The sequence below is a fragment of the Pseudomonas sp. LBUM1646 genome (assembly GCF_059716165.1).
Map to the genome: position 1 here is coordinate 2,628,113 of NZ_CP166810.1, position 14,573 is coordinate 2,642,685.

Sequence of the window (14,573 nt, forward strand, 5' to 3'; positions counted from 1 at the left end):
AGCCGAGCCCGCGCCGGTCACCCACGATTAACGAAACATATCGCAGAGCATATCCTCGCGCATTCTGAGCCAGACGGGGGTCAGGCTGTGGGTCAGCCAGCGGTAATCCGCGTCAGAGAGAGAGTGGGATGTCTCGCAACAGCAAATGATTGAGCGCAAGGTCATTTCCAGCCGTATGGCGCCGGTTCGACCTTCGAGATTGTCCAGCAGATGCAAAATCCCTTCCCCCAGTGGTCGTTTGTCCAGGCCGAGATTGCCCCTGACGTAGTTGTGATGACACTCGGGAAGCTTGTGGGCCAGTTCTTCGACGCAGGTTGTCGCGACCCGGATCAACGCCGGCTCAATGGCGGCATCGCGTTGGTAGACACTGAAGTGCGATTGCATCTGATGCAGCCCCTGGATGGTTTGACTGGCAGACTGAAAGACATCGAACGCTTGGCTGGCAATGCGTGCCTTGGAATAGAAGTGGTTTTCAAGTTGATGTTGCGGCGTTGTACCTTTCAAGTTTTGGCGCAGCTTGTTCAGCCAGGATTGATCCTGGTATTGCTTGCGCTCGTACCAGCGCCAGACCCGAGGTATCAACACATCGGCAAACCACTGATGCGTAAATTCGGCATTCCATTGTTTGCGCGGGCTCCATCGGGCTTCACCGCCGAGGATCTTTGTCGATGACCACCCCAACGTCAGCATTTCTTCATGCAAACCTGAGACGAGCCCACCCTCCTGATAAACATAGGCAATCAAGTGGTGCCCGGCGTCCAGATCGGTGGTTTTTTGCGGCACAAAGACCTTCAGAACTCCGCCGTTCGGTGATTCGAAAATATGTTCTGGCGAGTCACCATCGTCGTATTCATGATGCCGGGCGTAGTCGATGATCAAATGCCACAAGGCCTGGGAAATACGATAAAGCCCATAGGTATTTCCAGCGTCACGGTGCAGGCGTTTGAAGCGCAGAACCTGCCAGTTTTTTTCGAGGGTTTCGATGGCTGCGCGATATGGCTCCCAGGCTTGTTTGAGCGCCCAGATCAAATCATCGACTTCTTGCAGCTCAAGCGTCAGGCGCGATTGCTGGGTGCTCAGGACATATTTTTGCTCCTGCGAGTAGCTCGGATGCGCAAACGGAATCGCATCACCTTCTCGGTAGTGACTGACCCACTGTAGCCATGCCACCACTTCATCGCGGTCCAGGCCGAGGATAATGCCGCTGAGGTCGGTGCGCCCGAACGACAAAATGGCTGAGGGGCGGGGATTGTCCTGCGTCGGCATCAGCAGTTCGAGTTTGATCGTGCTGTTTTCCAGCGTGACCAGCGAGTCGTGGGTGTAGACGTATCGTGAGCGGAAGGTTTGGGTGTCGGGCTCGGGCATTGGCAGTTCGTTGCAGAACCGATCCTTGATCGCTTTTGAAAAGAACGTCTGGACCAGATCAGGCGCTTCGCGCAGAAGCTCCACGATATAGCTTTTGTCCCAAAGCTGCGCATCAATGCCTTGTGCGGCCAACAACTGTTGGGCGTCATCCCAGGCATGGTAGGCCGTGCGCTCGTCATCTACATCGATGGACAGGCACAAAATGTACATTTGTGTTTCTGCCACAAGTTTGCCTTCACGAAACTTGCGTACCCACTCGGTAACATCGCTGGCCTTGATGGTTTTCCAATGCTTGACCTGCGCCACGTGCCTTTTCTGTGCGTCGGGCAGGCGCCATGTCACGTCGATACCTTCCTGGGCCTGGCCGGGTCGTCCATATTTGAACGAGCGAACTTCGTAGCGGTCCTGAATGAGCCTGGCGCTGAGCTTTTCAAAGTTTTGCCACGTCAGATCATGCAATGGCAGCGTTTCGATTTGCGGATCCAGCACATCGCCTTCGAAAGGCGTTGGCTCATCCAGCAGGTTATCCGGGGATACGAAGTTGAATTCGTCTGACATGATTGGATCCAATGTTTGGGCTTTGGATTAAATGATATTTATGGGCGCTGACACAACTGGCGGATCGCCGGGTGCGATAACCGCTATTCTTCGCCTCACCACCCTTCAAACGAGCCCCCCATGCTTCAAGTCCAAGGCGTCTTCAAAAGCTACGCCACCCCGCAAGGTCCATTGCCGGTGCTGCAAGGCATCGACCTCACCTTGAAACCCGGCAGCAGCCTGGCGCTGATGGGCGAGTCGGGCAGTGGCAAAAGCACCTTGCTGCACCTGATCGCCGGGCTGGACAAGGTCGATCGCGGCAGCATCCGCAGTGGCGAGCATCGGCTGGAACAGATGAACGAAGGGCAACTGGCGAACTGGCGGCGGACCGAAATCGGCCTGGTGTTTCAGCAATTCAACCTGATAGGCAGCTTGCGGGTGGAGGACAACCTGGCGTTCCAGGCACGCTTGGCCGGGCGCCACGATGCGCGCTGGCAGGCGCATCTGGTGCGGCGACTAGGCTTGAGCGATTTGCTGCGGCGTTATCCGGAGCAGTTGTCCGGCGGCCAACAGCAACGGGTCGCACTCGGCCGGGCGTTGGCCTCGCAACCGAAGCTGTTGCTGGCTGACGAACCCACCGGCAGCCTCGACGAAGCCACCAGCGACGAGGTGTTGAAGTTGCTGCTGGAGCTGCTCGACGACAGCCCGACGACATTGTTGATGGTCACCCACAGCCCACGGGTCGCCGCGCGCCTGGCGGAAAAAGTGGTGCTGCACCATGGCCGTCTGGCTGACGCGGACGCGCGCTGAGGTGCGGGTCTTTCGCCAAACCTTGCGCGCGTTGCTGAGCCATTGGCGCCAGCACCCGGTGCAATTTTTCAGTGTGCTGACCGGGTTGTGGCTGGCCACCAGCCTGCTGACCGGCGTGCAGGCCTTGAACAGTCAGGCGCGGGAAAGTTATGCCAAGGCCAGTCAGTTAATCGGCGGTGAACCCCAGGCCAGCCTGAGTGCGCCCAGTGGCGGCGTGTTCGCCCAGCAGTTGTTTGTCGACTTGCGGCGGGCGGGTTGGCCGGTATCGCCGGTGTTGCAAGGCCGGTTGACGCTCAAGGGCCACGACGATCAACGCTTGCAGCTGATGGGCATCGAACCGGTGTCGTTGCCGGCCGGTTCGGCAGTGGCGGGGCAGGCGCTGGCGATGGAACGCATTGTCGAATTTTTCAGCCCGCCGGGCAGCACCTGGATTGCCCCGCAGACTTTGCAGGCCTTGGGTTTACATGAAGGTGAAGCGCCGATTTCCGAAAGCGGTCAGACCTTGCCGCCGCTGCATGCCCAGCCGGACATGGCCCCCGGTGTCTTACTGGTGGACATTGGCTTCGCCCAGCGAGTCCTCGGCCTGCCGGATCAATTGTCGCGCCTGCTGCTGCCCAAGGATTTTCACGCGGCGCTACCGGATCAATTTAAAGGCCAGCTCCAGCTCAAGACTAGCGGCGAAGAAAACAACCTTGCGCGCCTCACCGAAAGCTTTCACCTGAACCTCGATGCGCTGGGTTTTCTGTCGTTCGTGGTCGGCCTGTTCATCGTACACGCGGCGATTGGCCTGGCACTGGAGCAACGCCGGGGTTTGCTCCGGACCCTGCGCGCCTGCGGGGTCAGTGCGCGGATGTTGATCGGCTGCCTCGCTGTCGAATTGGGTGGCTTGGCGCTGATCGGTGGCGTCGCCGGGGTCGCCAGCGGATATCTGCTCGCCAGCGTGCTGTTGCCGGACGTCGCCGCCAGCCTGCGCGGGTTGTACGGCGCCGAGGTGGCGGGGCAGTTGAGTTTGAGTCCATGGTGGTGGCTCAGCGGTGTTGGCCTGAGCCTGCTCGGCGCCTTGCTGGCCGGCGCCAACAGCCTGTTGCGGGCGGCGCGTTTGCCGTTGCTGGCGCTGGCCAATCCGCAAGCCTGGCATCAGGCCCACGCGCGGTGGTTGCGGCGCCAGGGTTGGGTCGCTGCATTGGCGGCGGTAATCGCGCTGCTGGCATTGATTTGGGGTGACAGCCTGGCCAGCGGTTTTGTGCTGATGGCCGCGTTGTTGCTCGGCGCGGCACTGGCGTTACCGGTACTGCTCAACACCGTGCTCAACCTGGTGCTGCACCGCAGTCGCACGGTGCTCGGCCAATGGTTTCTCGCCGATTGCCGCCAGCAATTGCCGGCCCTGAGCCTGGCCCTGATGGCGTTGCTGCTGGCGCTGGCGGCGAACATCGGTGCAGGCAGCATGACCGCCGGGTTCCGTCAGACCTTCAGCGACTGGCTCGAACAACGCCTCACCGCCGAGCTCTACCTCAACCCGCAAAACCCGGCCCAGGCCCGCGAGCTTCAAACCTGGCTCAGACAACAACCGCAGGTCACGGCGGTGCTGCCCAACTGGCAAGTGTCGATCCAGTTGCAAGGCTGGCCAGCGGACGTCTACGGCGTGATCGACCATCCGAACTACCGCCAGCACTGGCCGCTGCTGGAAGCCCTGGGCGACAACCCGTGGGAGCGCCTGGCCAAGGACGACACCGTGATGCTCAGCGAACAACTGGCGCGACGCCTGAAGGTGCAATTGGGCGATCACCTGACGATCCCAACGCCGAATGGATCGTGGTCGCCACGAGTGGTCGGGATCTACGCCGACTACGGCAATCCCAAGGGGCACGTGCTGGTCAACGTCAATCACTTGCTGCGCGGCTGGCCGCAACTCACGCCCAACCGTTTCAACCTGCGTATCGACCCGGCGGCGATCCCGCCATTCCTTGTTGCGCTGCAAAACCGCTTCGCGCTGGACGACAGTCGCATCGTCGATCAGGCCCGGCTCAAGGGTTGGTCCACCCAAGTGTTCGAACGCACTTTTGCCGCCACCGCCGCGCTTAACAGCCTGACCCTCGGCGTGGCCGGGGTGGCGCTGTTCATCAGCCTGTTGACCCAAAGCCAGAGCCGCCTCGGCCAACTCGCGCCGTTATGGGCGCTGGGCGTGACGCGACGGCAACTGATGCTGCTCAACCTCGGGCAAACGTGGTTGCTGGCGCTGCTGACGCTGGTCTTGGCTCTGCCGTTGGGCATCGCGCTAGCTTGGTGCCTGGACACGGTGATTAACGTCCAGGCCTTCGGCTGGCGCCTGCCGTTGCGGGTGTTCCCGCTGCAACTGTTGCAGTTGATGGGGCTGGCGCTGCTCGCCACGTTGCTGGCATCGGCGTGGCCGTTGTACACGTTGTACCGCACGCGACCGGCGGATCTGTTGAGGACCTTTGCGCATGAGGATTAAGGCCGGGCTGTTGATTTTGGCTTTGTTGAGCGGTTGCGATAACTCGGCCCCCGATGAAAAAGGTTTCGCCGGGATGGGCGGCGAGGCGTCCGCGTTTACCCCGGTGGTGCCCGGTCGGGTATTTAGCTTTCCGGCGGATCATGGGCCGCATGATGGTTTTCGTATCGAGTGGTGGTACGTCACCGCCAATCTCAAGGACGCTCAAGGCAACGAGTTTGGCGTGCAATGGACGTTGTTTCGCAGCGCCTTGAAGGTTACGCCCGAGGTGGCGGGTTGGAGCAATCAGACGATCTGGCTCGGTCACGCGGCGGTCACGTCTGCAACGGTGCATCACGCCGCCGAACGCTATGCGCGGGGCGGCGTTGGTCAGGCGGGGGTGAGCGTGGCGCCGTTCAATGCATGGATCGATGATTGGCAGTTCAGCGGTCCTTTGTCGGATATGCAACTCAGCGCGCAAGACAAGGGGTTCAGCTATCAACTGCGGCTGACGTCCACCCGTCCGCTGGTGCTTCAGGGCGATCACGGTTTCAGTCAAAAGTCCGAACAAGGCCAAGCCTCGTATTACTACAGCCAACCGTTTTTCCAGGCGAATGGCTCGCTGGAGATCGACGGCAAAACCTACACCGTCAGCGGCCCCGCATGGCTCGACCGCGAATGGAGCAGCCAACCGCTGACTGCCAATCAGACTGGCTGGGACTGGTTCTCCCTGCACCTGGACAGCGGCGAACAGGTGATGCTCTACCGCATGCGGCAAAAGGACGGCGCGCCTTTTGTTACGGGCACCTGGATTGATGCCCAGGGGAAAACGCAGTTATTGCATGGCGACGACATCAGCATCACGCCTCAGGACACCGCCAAAGTCGCCGGTCGAACCATGCCCGTGCGCTGGTCGATCAAGATTCCCGGCAAACACCTCGACATCACTACCACCGCGCTGAACCCGAATGCGTGGATGGATTTGCGCATTCCCTATTGGGAAGGGCCGGTGCGCTTGAGCGGTAGTCACGCCGGGCAGGGCTATCTGGAAATGACCGGTTATTGAGTCGGAACTCTCGGCGCAGCGACGTCCTCCTACGTTATGAAGCCCGTTCCCTGGAGCCCGTCATGAGCGACGATCTCAAACCCCCAGACCTCGCCACCTGGCAACGCCTGTTCGACGACAAGGCCTACTGGCAACAATCCCCCGACACCCATTACAGCGAACTGCTGCGGGTGGCCGACGATTTGCTGGGGCAGGGCGCCATCGACCTCCAACAATGGCAAACCCTGAAAGCCAAGGCCGAGCAATCCCACAAGGATTCGCCCGCCGTCAACGTCGCCCAGGAAGTCAACGACCCTGAAGCCTGAGGAGTCCCCACATGAAACCCATCACCGAATCCGAACACCCCGACGAACCCCGGCCACCCGGCGAAACCGAGCGCGACAACGACGCCCTGCGCCCCACCGACCCGAACAAACGCAAGGAAAACAGCAAGGGCACTGACAGCGGTGAATCCACCGCACAAGAAACTGCGAACACTCCCTGAACAGTGTCTATGCTCATCGGCACACACGACGCTTAACCTTGATCCAGAGCCGTGCGCTGCCATCCATCACAGGGAATGTAATGCTTATGAAGCTCAATGCACTGGCCCAGGCCATCACCCTCGTCACCCTCCTGTCCGCCGCCAGCCTCAGCGCCATCGCTGCCGACATACCGCTGTCCGCTGCGGTAGAAGCCGATCAAGTCACCACCAAAGTCCTGGCCGTAGACGCCGCCAAACACCAGGTTGTCCTGGAAGGCGCCGAAGGCCGTCAGGTCCATGTACAACTCAGCGACAAGGCGAAAGACCTCGGCAACCTGAAAGTCGGCGATCAAGTTAAAGTCGAAGTGACCCACTCGGTGGCCGCCTACCTCGATACCGACGTCGATAAAGGCCTGCCTGGTTCCACCGAACGCACCGGCGATATCCGCGCCACCAAAGACAATCCGAATCCCGGCGGTGAAGCCTTCCGCCAAGTGCAAGTCCAGCTGAAAATCACCCACATCGATACGAAGAAACACCAGGTGACCTTCGAAAACCCGGCGGGCCAATCGAAGACCGTCGACGTTGTGAAACCTGAAGTTCAGGCGAAACTGAAGGACTTGAAAGTCGGGCAAAGCGTTGTCGTCACGTACACCGATATCTTGAAAGTGACTAGCCAACACGAAAGCTGAGTATTAGCTCTATATGAAGTGATTATTCTTGTACGAGCCTTGTATAAGAATAATTACATTAATGTTCTAGTTGGTGAGTTTTGTGTTTGTAAGTTAGATGTCGATAAATATCCAATAAAGTTGTGTGCATAAATTTCATGTATATGTATACGGACATATTCATCGACTTCTATTAAACTGCTTTCGTTCGCCCAGTGTCAGGGCTCTTTACCGGTGCATGGATTGCCAGGCCATTACACTGGGCGAACACCTCTTTTAAGTGCGACACGCACTTGCAGCAATACGTTAAGATGCGCGGCTTTTTACTCAAGGAAGAAAACGGCCGCCGCCGATCTGACACGGATGAAACCACTTTCCCTCTACCACCCGGCCCTCTATTGGCTTCGCGTGTGGCAAAAACGACTGTTCCGCCAACTGGCCTGGCGCTATTCCCGCAAGACATACGCCGTATCGCTGGACAGCACCCGGTTGCCGTTTCGCTACCTCAAGCACACCTCCAAACTGATTCGAAAACTCGGCAACTCCGATATTGCACTGCAACATAACAAAGTCATTAACCTCAAACTCGCGGTGGCTTCTGTCGATGGTGTCGTCATTGCCCCGGGCGAATATTTTTCCTTTTGCCGGTTAGTGGGTCGACCGACTCGCCAACGCGGTTACGTCGAAGGTATGGAATTGTCCTTCGGTGAAGCGCGCACGGGCGTCGGTGGCGGGATCTGCCAACTGAGCAACCTGATTCACTGGATGGCAATTCACTCGCCGTTGGTGGTAGTCGAGCGGTCAAACCACAGTTTCGATCCCTTTCCCGATGACGGCCGGGTATTGCCATTCGGCTCCGGGGCGGCGATTTTTTATAACTATGTTGATTTGGTGTTGTACAACCCGACGGATCGGCATTTTCAGTTGAAATTGAATGTCGGCGAGCAACAGTTGGAAGGGGAGTTATTGTCTGATCGGGTGCGGGAGTTTCGCTATCACGTTTACCAACTGGCGCATCGATTTGTGCGCGACGGTGGCCGGGTGTTTCGAGAGAACGAGATATGGCGGGATGTACGCACCAAAGGGCAGGACAGTCAGTTGGTGAAGAGTGAACGTCTTTACCAAAATCGGGTGGTGGTCAAGTACGCGGTGGATGACGCGTTAGTTGATATACCGGTTGTAATATAAAGAAACGGGCGATCTCAAGATCGCCCGTTTTTTTATCGCTAACAGTTAAAAGCGATCAGACCTCTTTTCTCCAGGCGGTAAAAGTGATGGCCGTTCCGTCATCCTCTTTATCCCTGATGTCGATTTTGTAGGTGCCGCCGCCAGCGACGCCGTCAATCCGTGCCTTTTCATCATTCGCCTGTAACACGGCACCTTTCGCTTGCTGTTGGTAAAACTTCAGCACGTCGGCGAACGGCATATAGGTCTGCAACATGACCTCGAACTCATGTAGTGGGCGGCCGTCAATCTGGTCGAACTCACCCTCCATCGGGAAACCTTTGATGTGTGGTGAAATGTAAAACCCATCGGCGCCAACACCCGATAGAAAGGAATTGGTCGGAAGCAGCGGGAGCATCGCCTTCGGGAGGTCAGAAGGCAGTTGCGAGGTAGTCCAGGACGGTTTTTTCGGGTCAGTGGTGATGTACTCGACCGAGCCGATCTTCTGCGCCTTGGCACGGGTCTCGGGATCTTCACTTTCAGCCCAATACGCAACCAGTGGCGGCAACTGCTTGCTCCAGACAATCATCGGGTCCGCATCGCTCTTTTTCGCGCCTTTTGCCTGGAAAATCGTCAACACGGTTTCGGGACCCGGGTTGCAGGACAGCGACTCCGTACGCGATTTGACGGTGCAATGCCCATTGACCAGACCTACGGCGATCAACTGCCCCTTTTCGTCCAACAACAGCGCGCCGCGCTCGTCGCCGTGGTTACCGTCATCCATGGCGGTCAGCATCGTGCGCCCGGCCGGCACGCCTTCCTCAAATGTCGTGAATTCTGAATCCAGGGCATCGAGTATCTGCGACACGATCAAACTGCCATCGAGGGTGTAACTGCCGGTGGCGTAACCGATGAAATCGACCAACGCGGCGCGTATCGCCGGATCTTCATTGAGCTGAGGCGGCCGCGCAGCGGCGGGCGCGTTGGAGAGCTGAAGCACGGTGGTGCCGTCGGCGCGCTTTTCTGAATGAAGTGACAATGCCGCGGCATCAAGAGAAACAGACAACGCCAAAAGCAGGGCGAGGGGGCGTGCGATGGTAAACAAGGGTCATTCCTTTGCTGGGTGGTGATCCGGTTTTCCTGGCCGACGGCAATGCGTCTGGCCGAAATGGAGGGAAGGTGAACGTGTAGGTTTATATCATGATAAAGAATTTAGCGTTATGTCAGATACCAATTAAGGAACTCATAAAAACTATCCCATTTCATCTGTCGTATTCCCGCCATAAATTCGTCCCGATCGGCAAGGCTAAAATCTATAACTTCACCGCTGTTTTTGTCATAGAGGTAGCATCCTTCACCCTGGATGTTTGTCAGGCAGATGTAATTTTCTGGAAGCTCCCATACGGCATGTATAAAATGAGTGCCGTCAGCTATCTCATTATCCGGGGCTGCGATATCACATAATGCTTCGTCTGAAGATCGGCTGCTGAAGGATGTTATTGTGTAATTTATGAAAAATTCTGCCAGTTCGCTATCCAGACGGATGCCCAGTGCATTTAAAGCACCAGTTGCGAGACTTTTGTAAATTCTCTGAGTTTCGCCAGGTTGCTGCTGTATAAGTTTTACCAGTTCATCGGGTATCATTTATTGTCTCTGCGGCTTTGTTGTTCCAGATCGATTTGTGCTTGCGAAGAATGGAACCTTTATAGGTTCTCGAATTCGAGCGTGCAACCACACGTTTTTAATTTTTGGATTTCTTGATCGAACGAGTACGTGGGAAGCTCTTTGTTGTTTGTATCATATAACTTCCTGAGAAGCCTAAACAAACGCCCTATCGTTGATAGGTGTTTCTCGTCGAGACCTTCAATCAAATCGTAGTTGTCTGACGATAGAAATGGAAACGTACGCCTGACAATGTAGTAGGCTCTGATGTTTGAGAGTAAATCGTCAGCATCCTCGTAGTTTTCTTTCAGGCTGCTGACGTATTCTTCGAATAGAGTCGTCAGCAAATGCTGTGAAGCATTCTGCGTCTTGAGAATACTGCACATCTCTTGCCAGTTGTTTATGTGAAGATGATCACCCCAGTCGGAGCCCCTGGCGAAGTAAATTCCGTTTCCTTTGAAAAAGTCGGGAATTTCACGTTTGTCTATGGCTATTTCGAATGTTGTTTTCATTGATGGGGATTCCTGTATCAATGATTTACTTGTATTTTTTCAAGGCTGATATCTTTTAAGGATTCTTGGGGCGCATCGTTAATAAGCTTTTCTATCGTCCGGTTGTAAAGATCAATATCCTGTTTGTTGTTGGAACGGGCAAGCTCTTTGTTCAAGAAGTTGAAGGATCGAGATAGGGTTTGTCTTTCTTTTTCGGGTAATTCTTGAATCAGATCGAAACCGTTTGCAGATAATGCGGGGGTCTTCCTGCGCATATAATAATAACAGCCGATATTTTCCAGTAGATCGCTTGCGTCCTCGACGTGGGTCGCTACAGTGATGACATATTTAACGAATGCATTTTTCAGTATGATCTCGGGATGTTTTTGCATTTTTAGAAAACCGCAAAGCCCCTGCCAGTTAATTACGTGTAGCTGGGTTCCCCAGTCCGGATCCCTTGTGAAGTAGATACCGATACCCCTGAAGTAATCTGGCAGTTCGTCTCGCTTTAATGCTTTCTCGAAGTTGCTGATCATTGACGTCGTCCCCTTTCTACTCTCGCCATAAGCTAACAAAATCGTCGAAGCTATTAGCGACAAAGAATGTCCTGCCGGATGTTGGATCGAAAATCTCGACAGTGGTGGAGAGTGTATTGAAATTCAGACAAATAAGATAATCACCCGCATCCCTGGCAATGGGTACCCATCCAGCAGGCAGCCCGGCAACTCTGGTGTGCCAAACAACAGTGCCGGCCTTTAACTCCGGGGAGAACGAGAAAAACTCGCTTATGCAGGTGCCTGCGTTGCCATATGGGAATGAAGATATTTCGGGAGAGGCTTCGTCAGCGTATTTGACCAAGTCCAAATATAAATCGGGGAAAACCACGGACAATAGTTTTTGAGTTTGGGCGATCGTATCCGTGTAAATGGACGATCCTTGTGCAATCCCAAAAAGGCTCCAGTCAAATTTCATGTCGGGCTCTCAGCGGTATTTACATTCAAAGGAATACAAAGCCAAGCTGTATTGGTTTAGAGGGCTGATTTCATAAAGCTATCATTTTCAATGTAATAAATAAATGCTTTGTATGTCATGCTCAAATCACATGATGCATCTTGCTCTTGCAGGTTTTTCACAATGGATGATAGATCGTCGCAAAGTAATACATATCGGTAACTGATGTTAGATATCTCGACCGGATTGTCATCTACGCCGTAAGCTTCAAAATGATCGGGGTTTTCGATGATTGCCTGGCAATCCAATCCCCATAGTTTCTTGTTTTTTGGTAAGTAGATCGCCGCTCTCCAGTCCAGATGTGCCGCATTGGAAAGCACATCAGAAAATTTCCTACTTTCCATTTTTTTGTTGCTTCATGGTAGGTGTCTTCTATGGTTTTGAATTCAAAGCACTCAACAGTTCTGTTTCAGATACGGAGTACTGATTCAGATTGTCCAAGTCTAATGCTCCCCATTCTTTTTCATTGTCTATTTCAAGGATCAACAGCGGAATGCTCTTTGTTCTGAAGAAGTTAATAATATCCCGAACATCCTGTTCGCGCCGAATATGGTCATTCCCGTAGAGCTCACAAGTGAAGAAAAACCCTTTGCCGCCCATGGAGAGTTTTCTTTGAGAGCCCATCAGTGACATCTTGAAGCGCTGGTGCAAAAAGCTTGCAACCTCGAGGTCACTGCTTGGGACTGCAGAAGCAATACTTATCTTGGTCATGACTGAGAATCGTCGTCGGAGAAGGTGTCGAAACCCGCTTCCCGGTTTGGGGTTAGATGCTTGTTCCTGAGTTCGAGATTGAACAGGTTATGGATGGGGAGAGGAGGGCTGATTGACTGGTTGAGATGTCCGACGTTTTTCATGAAGTCCGTATAGTTTTCAATGTAGACACAGTCTTCAATTGCAAAACTCAGGGTGATTTCTTTTGGCGCCACAATAGCCAGGTTCAACCGTAATTCAGGGTAGGTGCTTAATTGTCCACCTATGTTGTAGATTCGATCGCCGGAAATCAGTTTTCGTCCCCATGAGCGTACGAGGTCGTGCTCTTTGTCATTCAGCTGAAGGGACAGTACGGATTCGCAGCTTTTAACTTCGTCAAAGGAAAGCGCAGCACGTTTTACGATGAGAAAACCTTCATCTATGAATTGTTCGGTCAGTGCTACGGGAAGTTGTTTTTGTATGGCGTCGATGATGGGTTGGTCGATCAGGTTCAAGACGAAATTGGACAGGTTGAAATTGAAATGGTCAAGAAGTTGTTCTGTCAGGGCTATGTCGATGCAGGTGATGAGTCCCCCAGCGTTTACGTAGTCGATGGTGCCAAAGGCTTCTGTTATGTCGAGTTGTATATTCATGAATATCATCCATTGATCTTTGATTTTCGTTTAAAGAGATCGACTGCTATTTTTTTACCATAAGTCTATTCTGGTGCACTCGAATTCAATGAGATCTCCAGTCTCCAATCCTCCTGGCAAAGGATCATCAATCACCATGTACATATTCCCGACGGCAACTATTTGACCTGCGAGATCCGTAATTTCAGCGATTACCTTTCGATCAAGTTTGGCGCCGCTTATACTCCAAATACCTAGCGTCGATTGATCACTAATCATTGCATTTCGTAAAGAGAATACGTGGAGCGGATCAGTTATGTGGTCGCCAATCTTCGCGTTGCAGGGCCAAGCGAAAGCGCTACAGGTGTAGCGGCCGTCACTGATATAGACTTCTGCCTCTCCGTCCGTGATCCATTTAATGTTTTTTATTATCACGCTTTCTTTCCTTGATCAGGTGACTACATGCCGTTTCTCGAATTAGTACTCAAAGCTTCCCCGGTATACAAATATTTTATTTCTAATGGTGCTGCTGCCAGGTGCACCTGAGAAGGAGTAGTCGTAAATTACAACGAGCGTATCGATAGGCTCTGCAATCGGAGTGAGCATTTTGGTTGCCATGTCCGAAACAATTTCAAGATCGTATGAAAAACCCTCCATGGCATTTGTTAGCGAATTCGTCAGCTCGAATTGATTGGCTTCGACCTTGTCATCGTCAACAAAACCAAGCGAGAAGGACCTACTGAAATCAGAACCCAGGAAATCACCGTCGTCCGAGTACTGCGGACACATCACATCTTGCAGCGTAGATAATTCCCATCCGGTGTTCGCGGTCCAAATAGAGGCGATGTTTGTTGAGTCCATTGTTTGTGTCTCATTATTCCGGCACGTCGAAAAAGGGAACAGATGTAGTTCTCGCGATCAAGGCCGGTAACTCTGGCATCGAGGAGGCTCGCGGTGCAACTCATAAAAGGTAAACTGCGCGGCCTCAATTGCCGAGGCTGCCAATCCGCGACCGCACCGTCCAGGTATTGGCGACTATGGTTTCCCCCCCAATCTTAAGGATCAAGATGAGCTCCTCACGCACAAACATCATTGGCTTGAAAGTCCACTGCAACGCCTGCGAAAAAGAATTCCCCATCCTCAATAAACAGCAGAAGTTGTTGCGTGAAGACCAGCCCATTGCGTGCAAGGGCTGCAAGGCGGAACTGGTGATGTCGGCCTCGGAAAAGCAACGCTTCCTGGGTTTCGGCAACCCGGCCAAGCCCCTGATGCTGGCCCTGATGATCAGCGGCTTGCTGGCGGTGTGTGTGTTCGGCGGTACGTTCCTCGGTGTTCTGCAGTCCGATGGCCTGGTGCTGGTGGCCGTGGTGGTGATGGTCGGCAGCAACCTGGTGTTGGGGCCGATGATCAGGAGTGCGACCAAGTCACTGATGGTCAATCTTGATCCTAAAGGTGCACCGCTTGCAGCGTCAGTCGCCACTTGATATTCGGACTTTCCCGGCCTGCCGACGGAGCGGGCTGGCAAGCGGAAGGCTCGTCGGCGATCTAAGCCTTCTCGACGC

At 54.3% G+C, this 14,573-nt stretch carries 18 protein-coding genes; 8 read left to right on the top strand and 10 right to left on the bottom strand.

Annotation, left to right across the window (positions count from 1 at the left end; all coding sequences use genetic code 11):
- Positions 1-27: 27 nt before the first annotated feature.
- The gene (locus ACA071_RS12070; RefSeq protein WP_497644547.1) at positions 28-1,923 is read right to left on the bottom strand and encodes a hypothetical protein; all 1,896 of its coding nucleotides are present in this window, start codon (positions 1,921-1,923) and stop codon (positions 28-30) included.
- 120 nt (positions 1,924-2,043) lie between these two features.
- Between ACA071_RS12070 and ACA071_RS12075 the strand changes: the two genes are divergently transcribed.
- The 7 genes from ACA071_RS12075 to ACA071_RS12105 all read left to right on the top strand — a co-directional run bounded on the left by ACA071_RS12075 (position 2,044) and on the right by ACA071_RS12105 (position 8,549).
- Positions 2,044-2,712 carry an ABC transporter ATP-binding protein gene (locus ACA071_RS12075; RefSeq protein WP_497644549.1) on the top strand — a complete coding sequence of 223 codons (669 nt, stop codon included), beginning with the start codon at positions 2,044-2,046 and terminating at the stop codon, positions 2,710-2,712.
- A gap of 1 nt (position 2,713) precedes the next feature.
- Positions 2,714-5,185: an ABC transporter permease gene (locus tag ACA071_RS12080; RefSeq protein WP_497645293.1), complete on the top strand. Its 2,472-nt coding sequence runs from the start codon at positions 2,714-2,716 to the stop codon at positions 5,183-5,185.
- A complete protein-coding gene (locus ACA071_RS12085) occupies positions 5,175-6,227 on the top strand; it encodes a lipocalin-like domain-containing protein (RefSeq protein WP_497644550.1) in 1,053 nt (350 codons plus the stop codon). The genes ACA071_RS12080 and ACA071_RS12085 overlap by 11 nt, the downstream gene beginning before the upstream one ends.
- 62 nt (positions 6,228-6,289) lie before the next feature.
- A complete protein-coding gene (locus ACA071_RS12090) occupies positions 6,290-6,532 on the top strand; it encodes a hypothetical protein (RefSeq protein ID WP_497644551.1) in 243 nt (80 codons plus the stop codon).
- An 11-nt stretch (positions 6,533-6,543) separates the two neighbouring features.
- On the top strand, positions 6,544-6,711 hold the full coding sequence (locus tag ACA071_RS12095; RefSeq protein WP_166655970.1) for a hypothetical protein: 168 nt from the start codon (positions 6,544-6,546) through the stop codon (positions 6,709-6,711).
- A gap of 86 nt (positions 6,712-6,797) precedes the next feature.
- Positions 6,798-7,382 (top strand): hypothetical protein, encoded by a 585-nt coding sequence (locus tag ACA071_RS12100; RefSeq protein WP_497644552.1) that lies wholly within the window; start codon positions 6,798-6,800, stop codon positions 7,380-7,382.
- Positions 7,383-7,724: 342 nt separating this feature from the next.
- Positions 7,725-8,549, top strand: a complete 825-nt coding sequence (locus ACA071_RS12105; protein WP_497644553.1) for a VanW family protein — start codon at positions 7,725-7,727, stop codon at positions 8,547-8,549.
- 55 nt (positions 8,550-8,604) lie between these two features.
- Here the strand turns inward: ACA071_RS12105 and ACA071_RS12110 are convergent, their stop codons facing one another.
- The 9 genes from ACA071_RS12110 to ACA071_RS12150 form a co-directional block, all read right to left on the bottom strand.
- Positions 8,605-9,630, bottom strand: coding sequence for a hypothetical protein (locus tag ACA071_RS12110; RefSeq protein WP_497644554.1), 1,026 nt, complete (start codon positions 9,628-9,630; stop codon positions 8,605-8,607).
- A 113-nt stretch (positions 9,631-9,743) separates the two neighbouring features.
- Positions 9,744-10,169 carry an SMI1/KNR4 family protein gene (locus tag ACA071_RS12115; RefSeq protein WP_497644556.1) on the bottom strand — a complete coding sequence of 142 codons (426 nt, stop codon included), beginning with the start codon at positions 10,167-10,169 and terminating at the stop codon, positions 9,744-9,746.
- Positions 10,170-10,228: 59 nt separating this feature from the next.
- Positions 10,229-10,699 carry a hypothetical protein gene (locus ACA071_RS12120; protein WP_497644557.1) on the bottom strand — a complete coding sequence of 157 codons (471 nt, stop codon included), beginning with the start codon at positions 10,697-10,699 and terminating at the stop codon, positions 10,229-10,231.
- A 17-nt stretch (positions 10,700-10,716) separates the two neighbouring features.
- A complete protein-coding gene (locus tag ACA071_RS12125; protein WP_497644558.1) occupies positions 10,717-11,214 on the bottom strand; it encodes a hypothetical protein in 498 nt (165 codons plus the stop codon).
- A gap of 16 nt (positions 11,215-11,230) precedes the next feature.
- Positions 11,231-11,650, bottom strand: coding sequence for an SMI1/KNR4 family protein (locus tag ACA071_RS12130; RefSeq protein WP_497644559.1), 420 nt, complete (start codon positions 11,648-11,650; stop codon positions 11,231-11,233).
- A 56-nt stretch (positions 11,651-11,706) separates the two neighbouring features.
- Positions 11,707-12,033, bottom strand: a complete 327-nt coding sequence (locus ACA071_RS12135) for a DUF7716 domain-containing protein (protein WP_497644560.1) — start codon at positions 12,031-12,033, stop codon at positions 11,707-11,709.
- Positions 12,034-12,061: 28 nt separating this feature from the next.
- The gene (locus tag ACA071_RS12140; protein ID WP_497644561.1) at positions 12,062-12,400 is read right to left on the bottom strand and encodes a hypothetical protein; all 339 of its coding nucleotides are present in this window, start codon (positions 12,398-12,400) and stop codon (positions 12,062-12,064) included.
- The gene (locus tag ACA071_RS12145) at positions 12,397-13,032 is read right to left on the bottom strand and encodes a hypothetical protein (protein WP_497644562.1); all 636 of its coding nucleotides are present in this window, start codon (positions 13,030-13,032) and stop codon (positions 12,397-12,399) included. Before ACA071_RS12145 ends, ACA071_RS12140 begins: the two co-directional genes overlap by 4 nt.
- A 456-nt stretch (positions 13,033-13,488) precedes the next feature.
- Positions 13,489-13,872, bottom strand: a complete 384-nt coding sequence (locus ACA071_RS12150; protein WP_497644563.1) for an immunity 22 family protein — start codon at positions 13,870-13,872, stop codon at positions 13,489-13,491.
- A 206-nt stretch (positions 13,873-14,078) separates the two neighbouring features.
- Here ACA071_RS12150 and ACA071_RS12155 point away from each other — a divergent pair, with 206 nt between their 5' ends.
- Positions 14,079-14,495, top strand: a complete 417-nt coding sequence (locus ACA071_RS12155) for a hypothetical protein (protein WP_497644564.1) — start codon at positions 14,079-14,081, stop codon at positions 14,493-14,495.
- Positions 14,496-14,573: the final 78 nt, after the last annotated feature.

Bases quoted from the DNA above. Each gene is read 5' to 3' on its own strand.
- ACA071_RS12075 (WP_497644549.1), top strand. From the start codon at position 2,044: ATGCTTCAAGTCCAAGGCGTCTTCAAAAGCTACGCCACCCCGCAAGGT.
- ACA071_RS12140 (WP_497644561.1), bottom strand. From the start codon at position 12,400: ATGACCAAGATAAGTATTGCTTCTGCAGTCCCAAGCAGTGACCTCGAG.
- ACA071_RS12125 (WP_497644558.1), bottom strand. From the start codon at position 11,214: ATGATCAGCAACTTCGAGAAAGCATTAAAGCGAGACGAACTGCCAGAT.
- ACA071_RS12100 (WP_497644552.1), top strand. From the start codon at position 6,798: ATGAAGCTCAATGCACTGGCCCAGGCCATCACCCTCGTCACCCTCCTG.
- ACA071_RS12145 (WP_497644562.1), bottom strand. From the start codon at position 13,032: ATGAATATACAACTCGACATAACAGAAGCCTTTGGCACCATCGACTAC.
- ACA071_RS12095 (WP_166655970.1), top strand. From the start codon at position 6,544: ATGAAACCCATCACCGAATCCGAACACCCCGACGAACCCCGGCCACCC.
- ACA071_RS12085 (WP_497644550.1), top strand. From the start codon at position 5,175: ATGAGGATTAAGGCCGGGCTGTTGATTTTGGCTTTGTTGAGCGGTTGC.
- ACA071_RS12130 (WP_497644559.1), bottom strand. From the start codon at position 11,650: ATGAAATTTGACTGGAGCCTTTTTGGGATTGCACAAGGATCGTCCATT.
- ACA071_RS12150 (WP_497644563.1), bottom strand. From the start codon at position 13,872: ATGGACTCAACAAACATCGCCTCTATTTGGACCGCGAACACCGGATGG.
- ACA071_RS12155 (WP_497644564.1), top strand. From the start codon at position 14,079: ATGAGCTCCTCACGCACAAACATCATTGGCTTGAAAGTCCACTGCAAC.
- ACA071_RS12115 (WP_497644556.1), bottom strand. From the start codon at position 10,169: ATGATACCCGATGAACTGGTAAAACTTATACAGCAGCAACCTGGCGAA.
- ACA071_RS12090 (WP_497644551.1), top strand. From the start codon at position 6,290: ATGAGCGACGATCTCAAACCCCCAGACCTCGCCACCTGGCAACGCCTG.
- ACA071_RS12105 (WP_497644553.1), top strand. From the start codon at position 7,725: ATGAAACCACTTTCCCTCTACCACCCGGCCCTCTATTGGCTTCGCGTG.
- ACA071_RS12070 (WP_497644547.1), bottom strand. From the start codon at position 1,923: ATGTCAGACGAATTCAACTTCGTATCCCCGGATAACCTGCTGGATGAG.
- ACA071_RS12135 (WP_497644560.1), bottom strand. From the start codon at position 12,033: ATGGAAAGTAGGAAATTTTCTGATGTGCTTTCCAATGCGGCACATCTG.
- ACA071_RS12120 (WP_497644557.1), bottom strand. From the start codon at position 10,699: ATGAAAACAACATTCGAAATAGCCATAGACAAACGTGAAATTCCCGAC.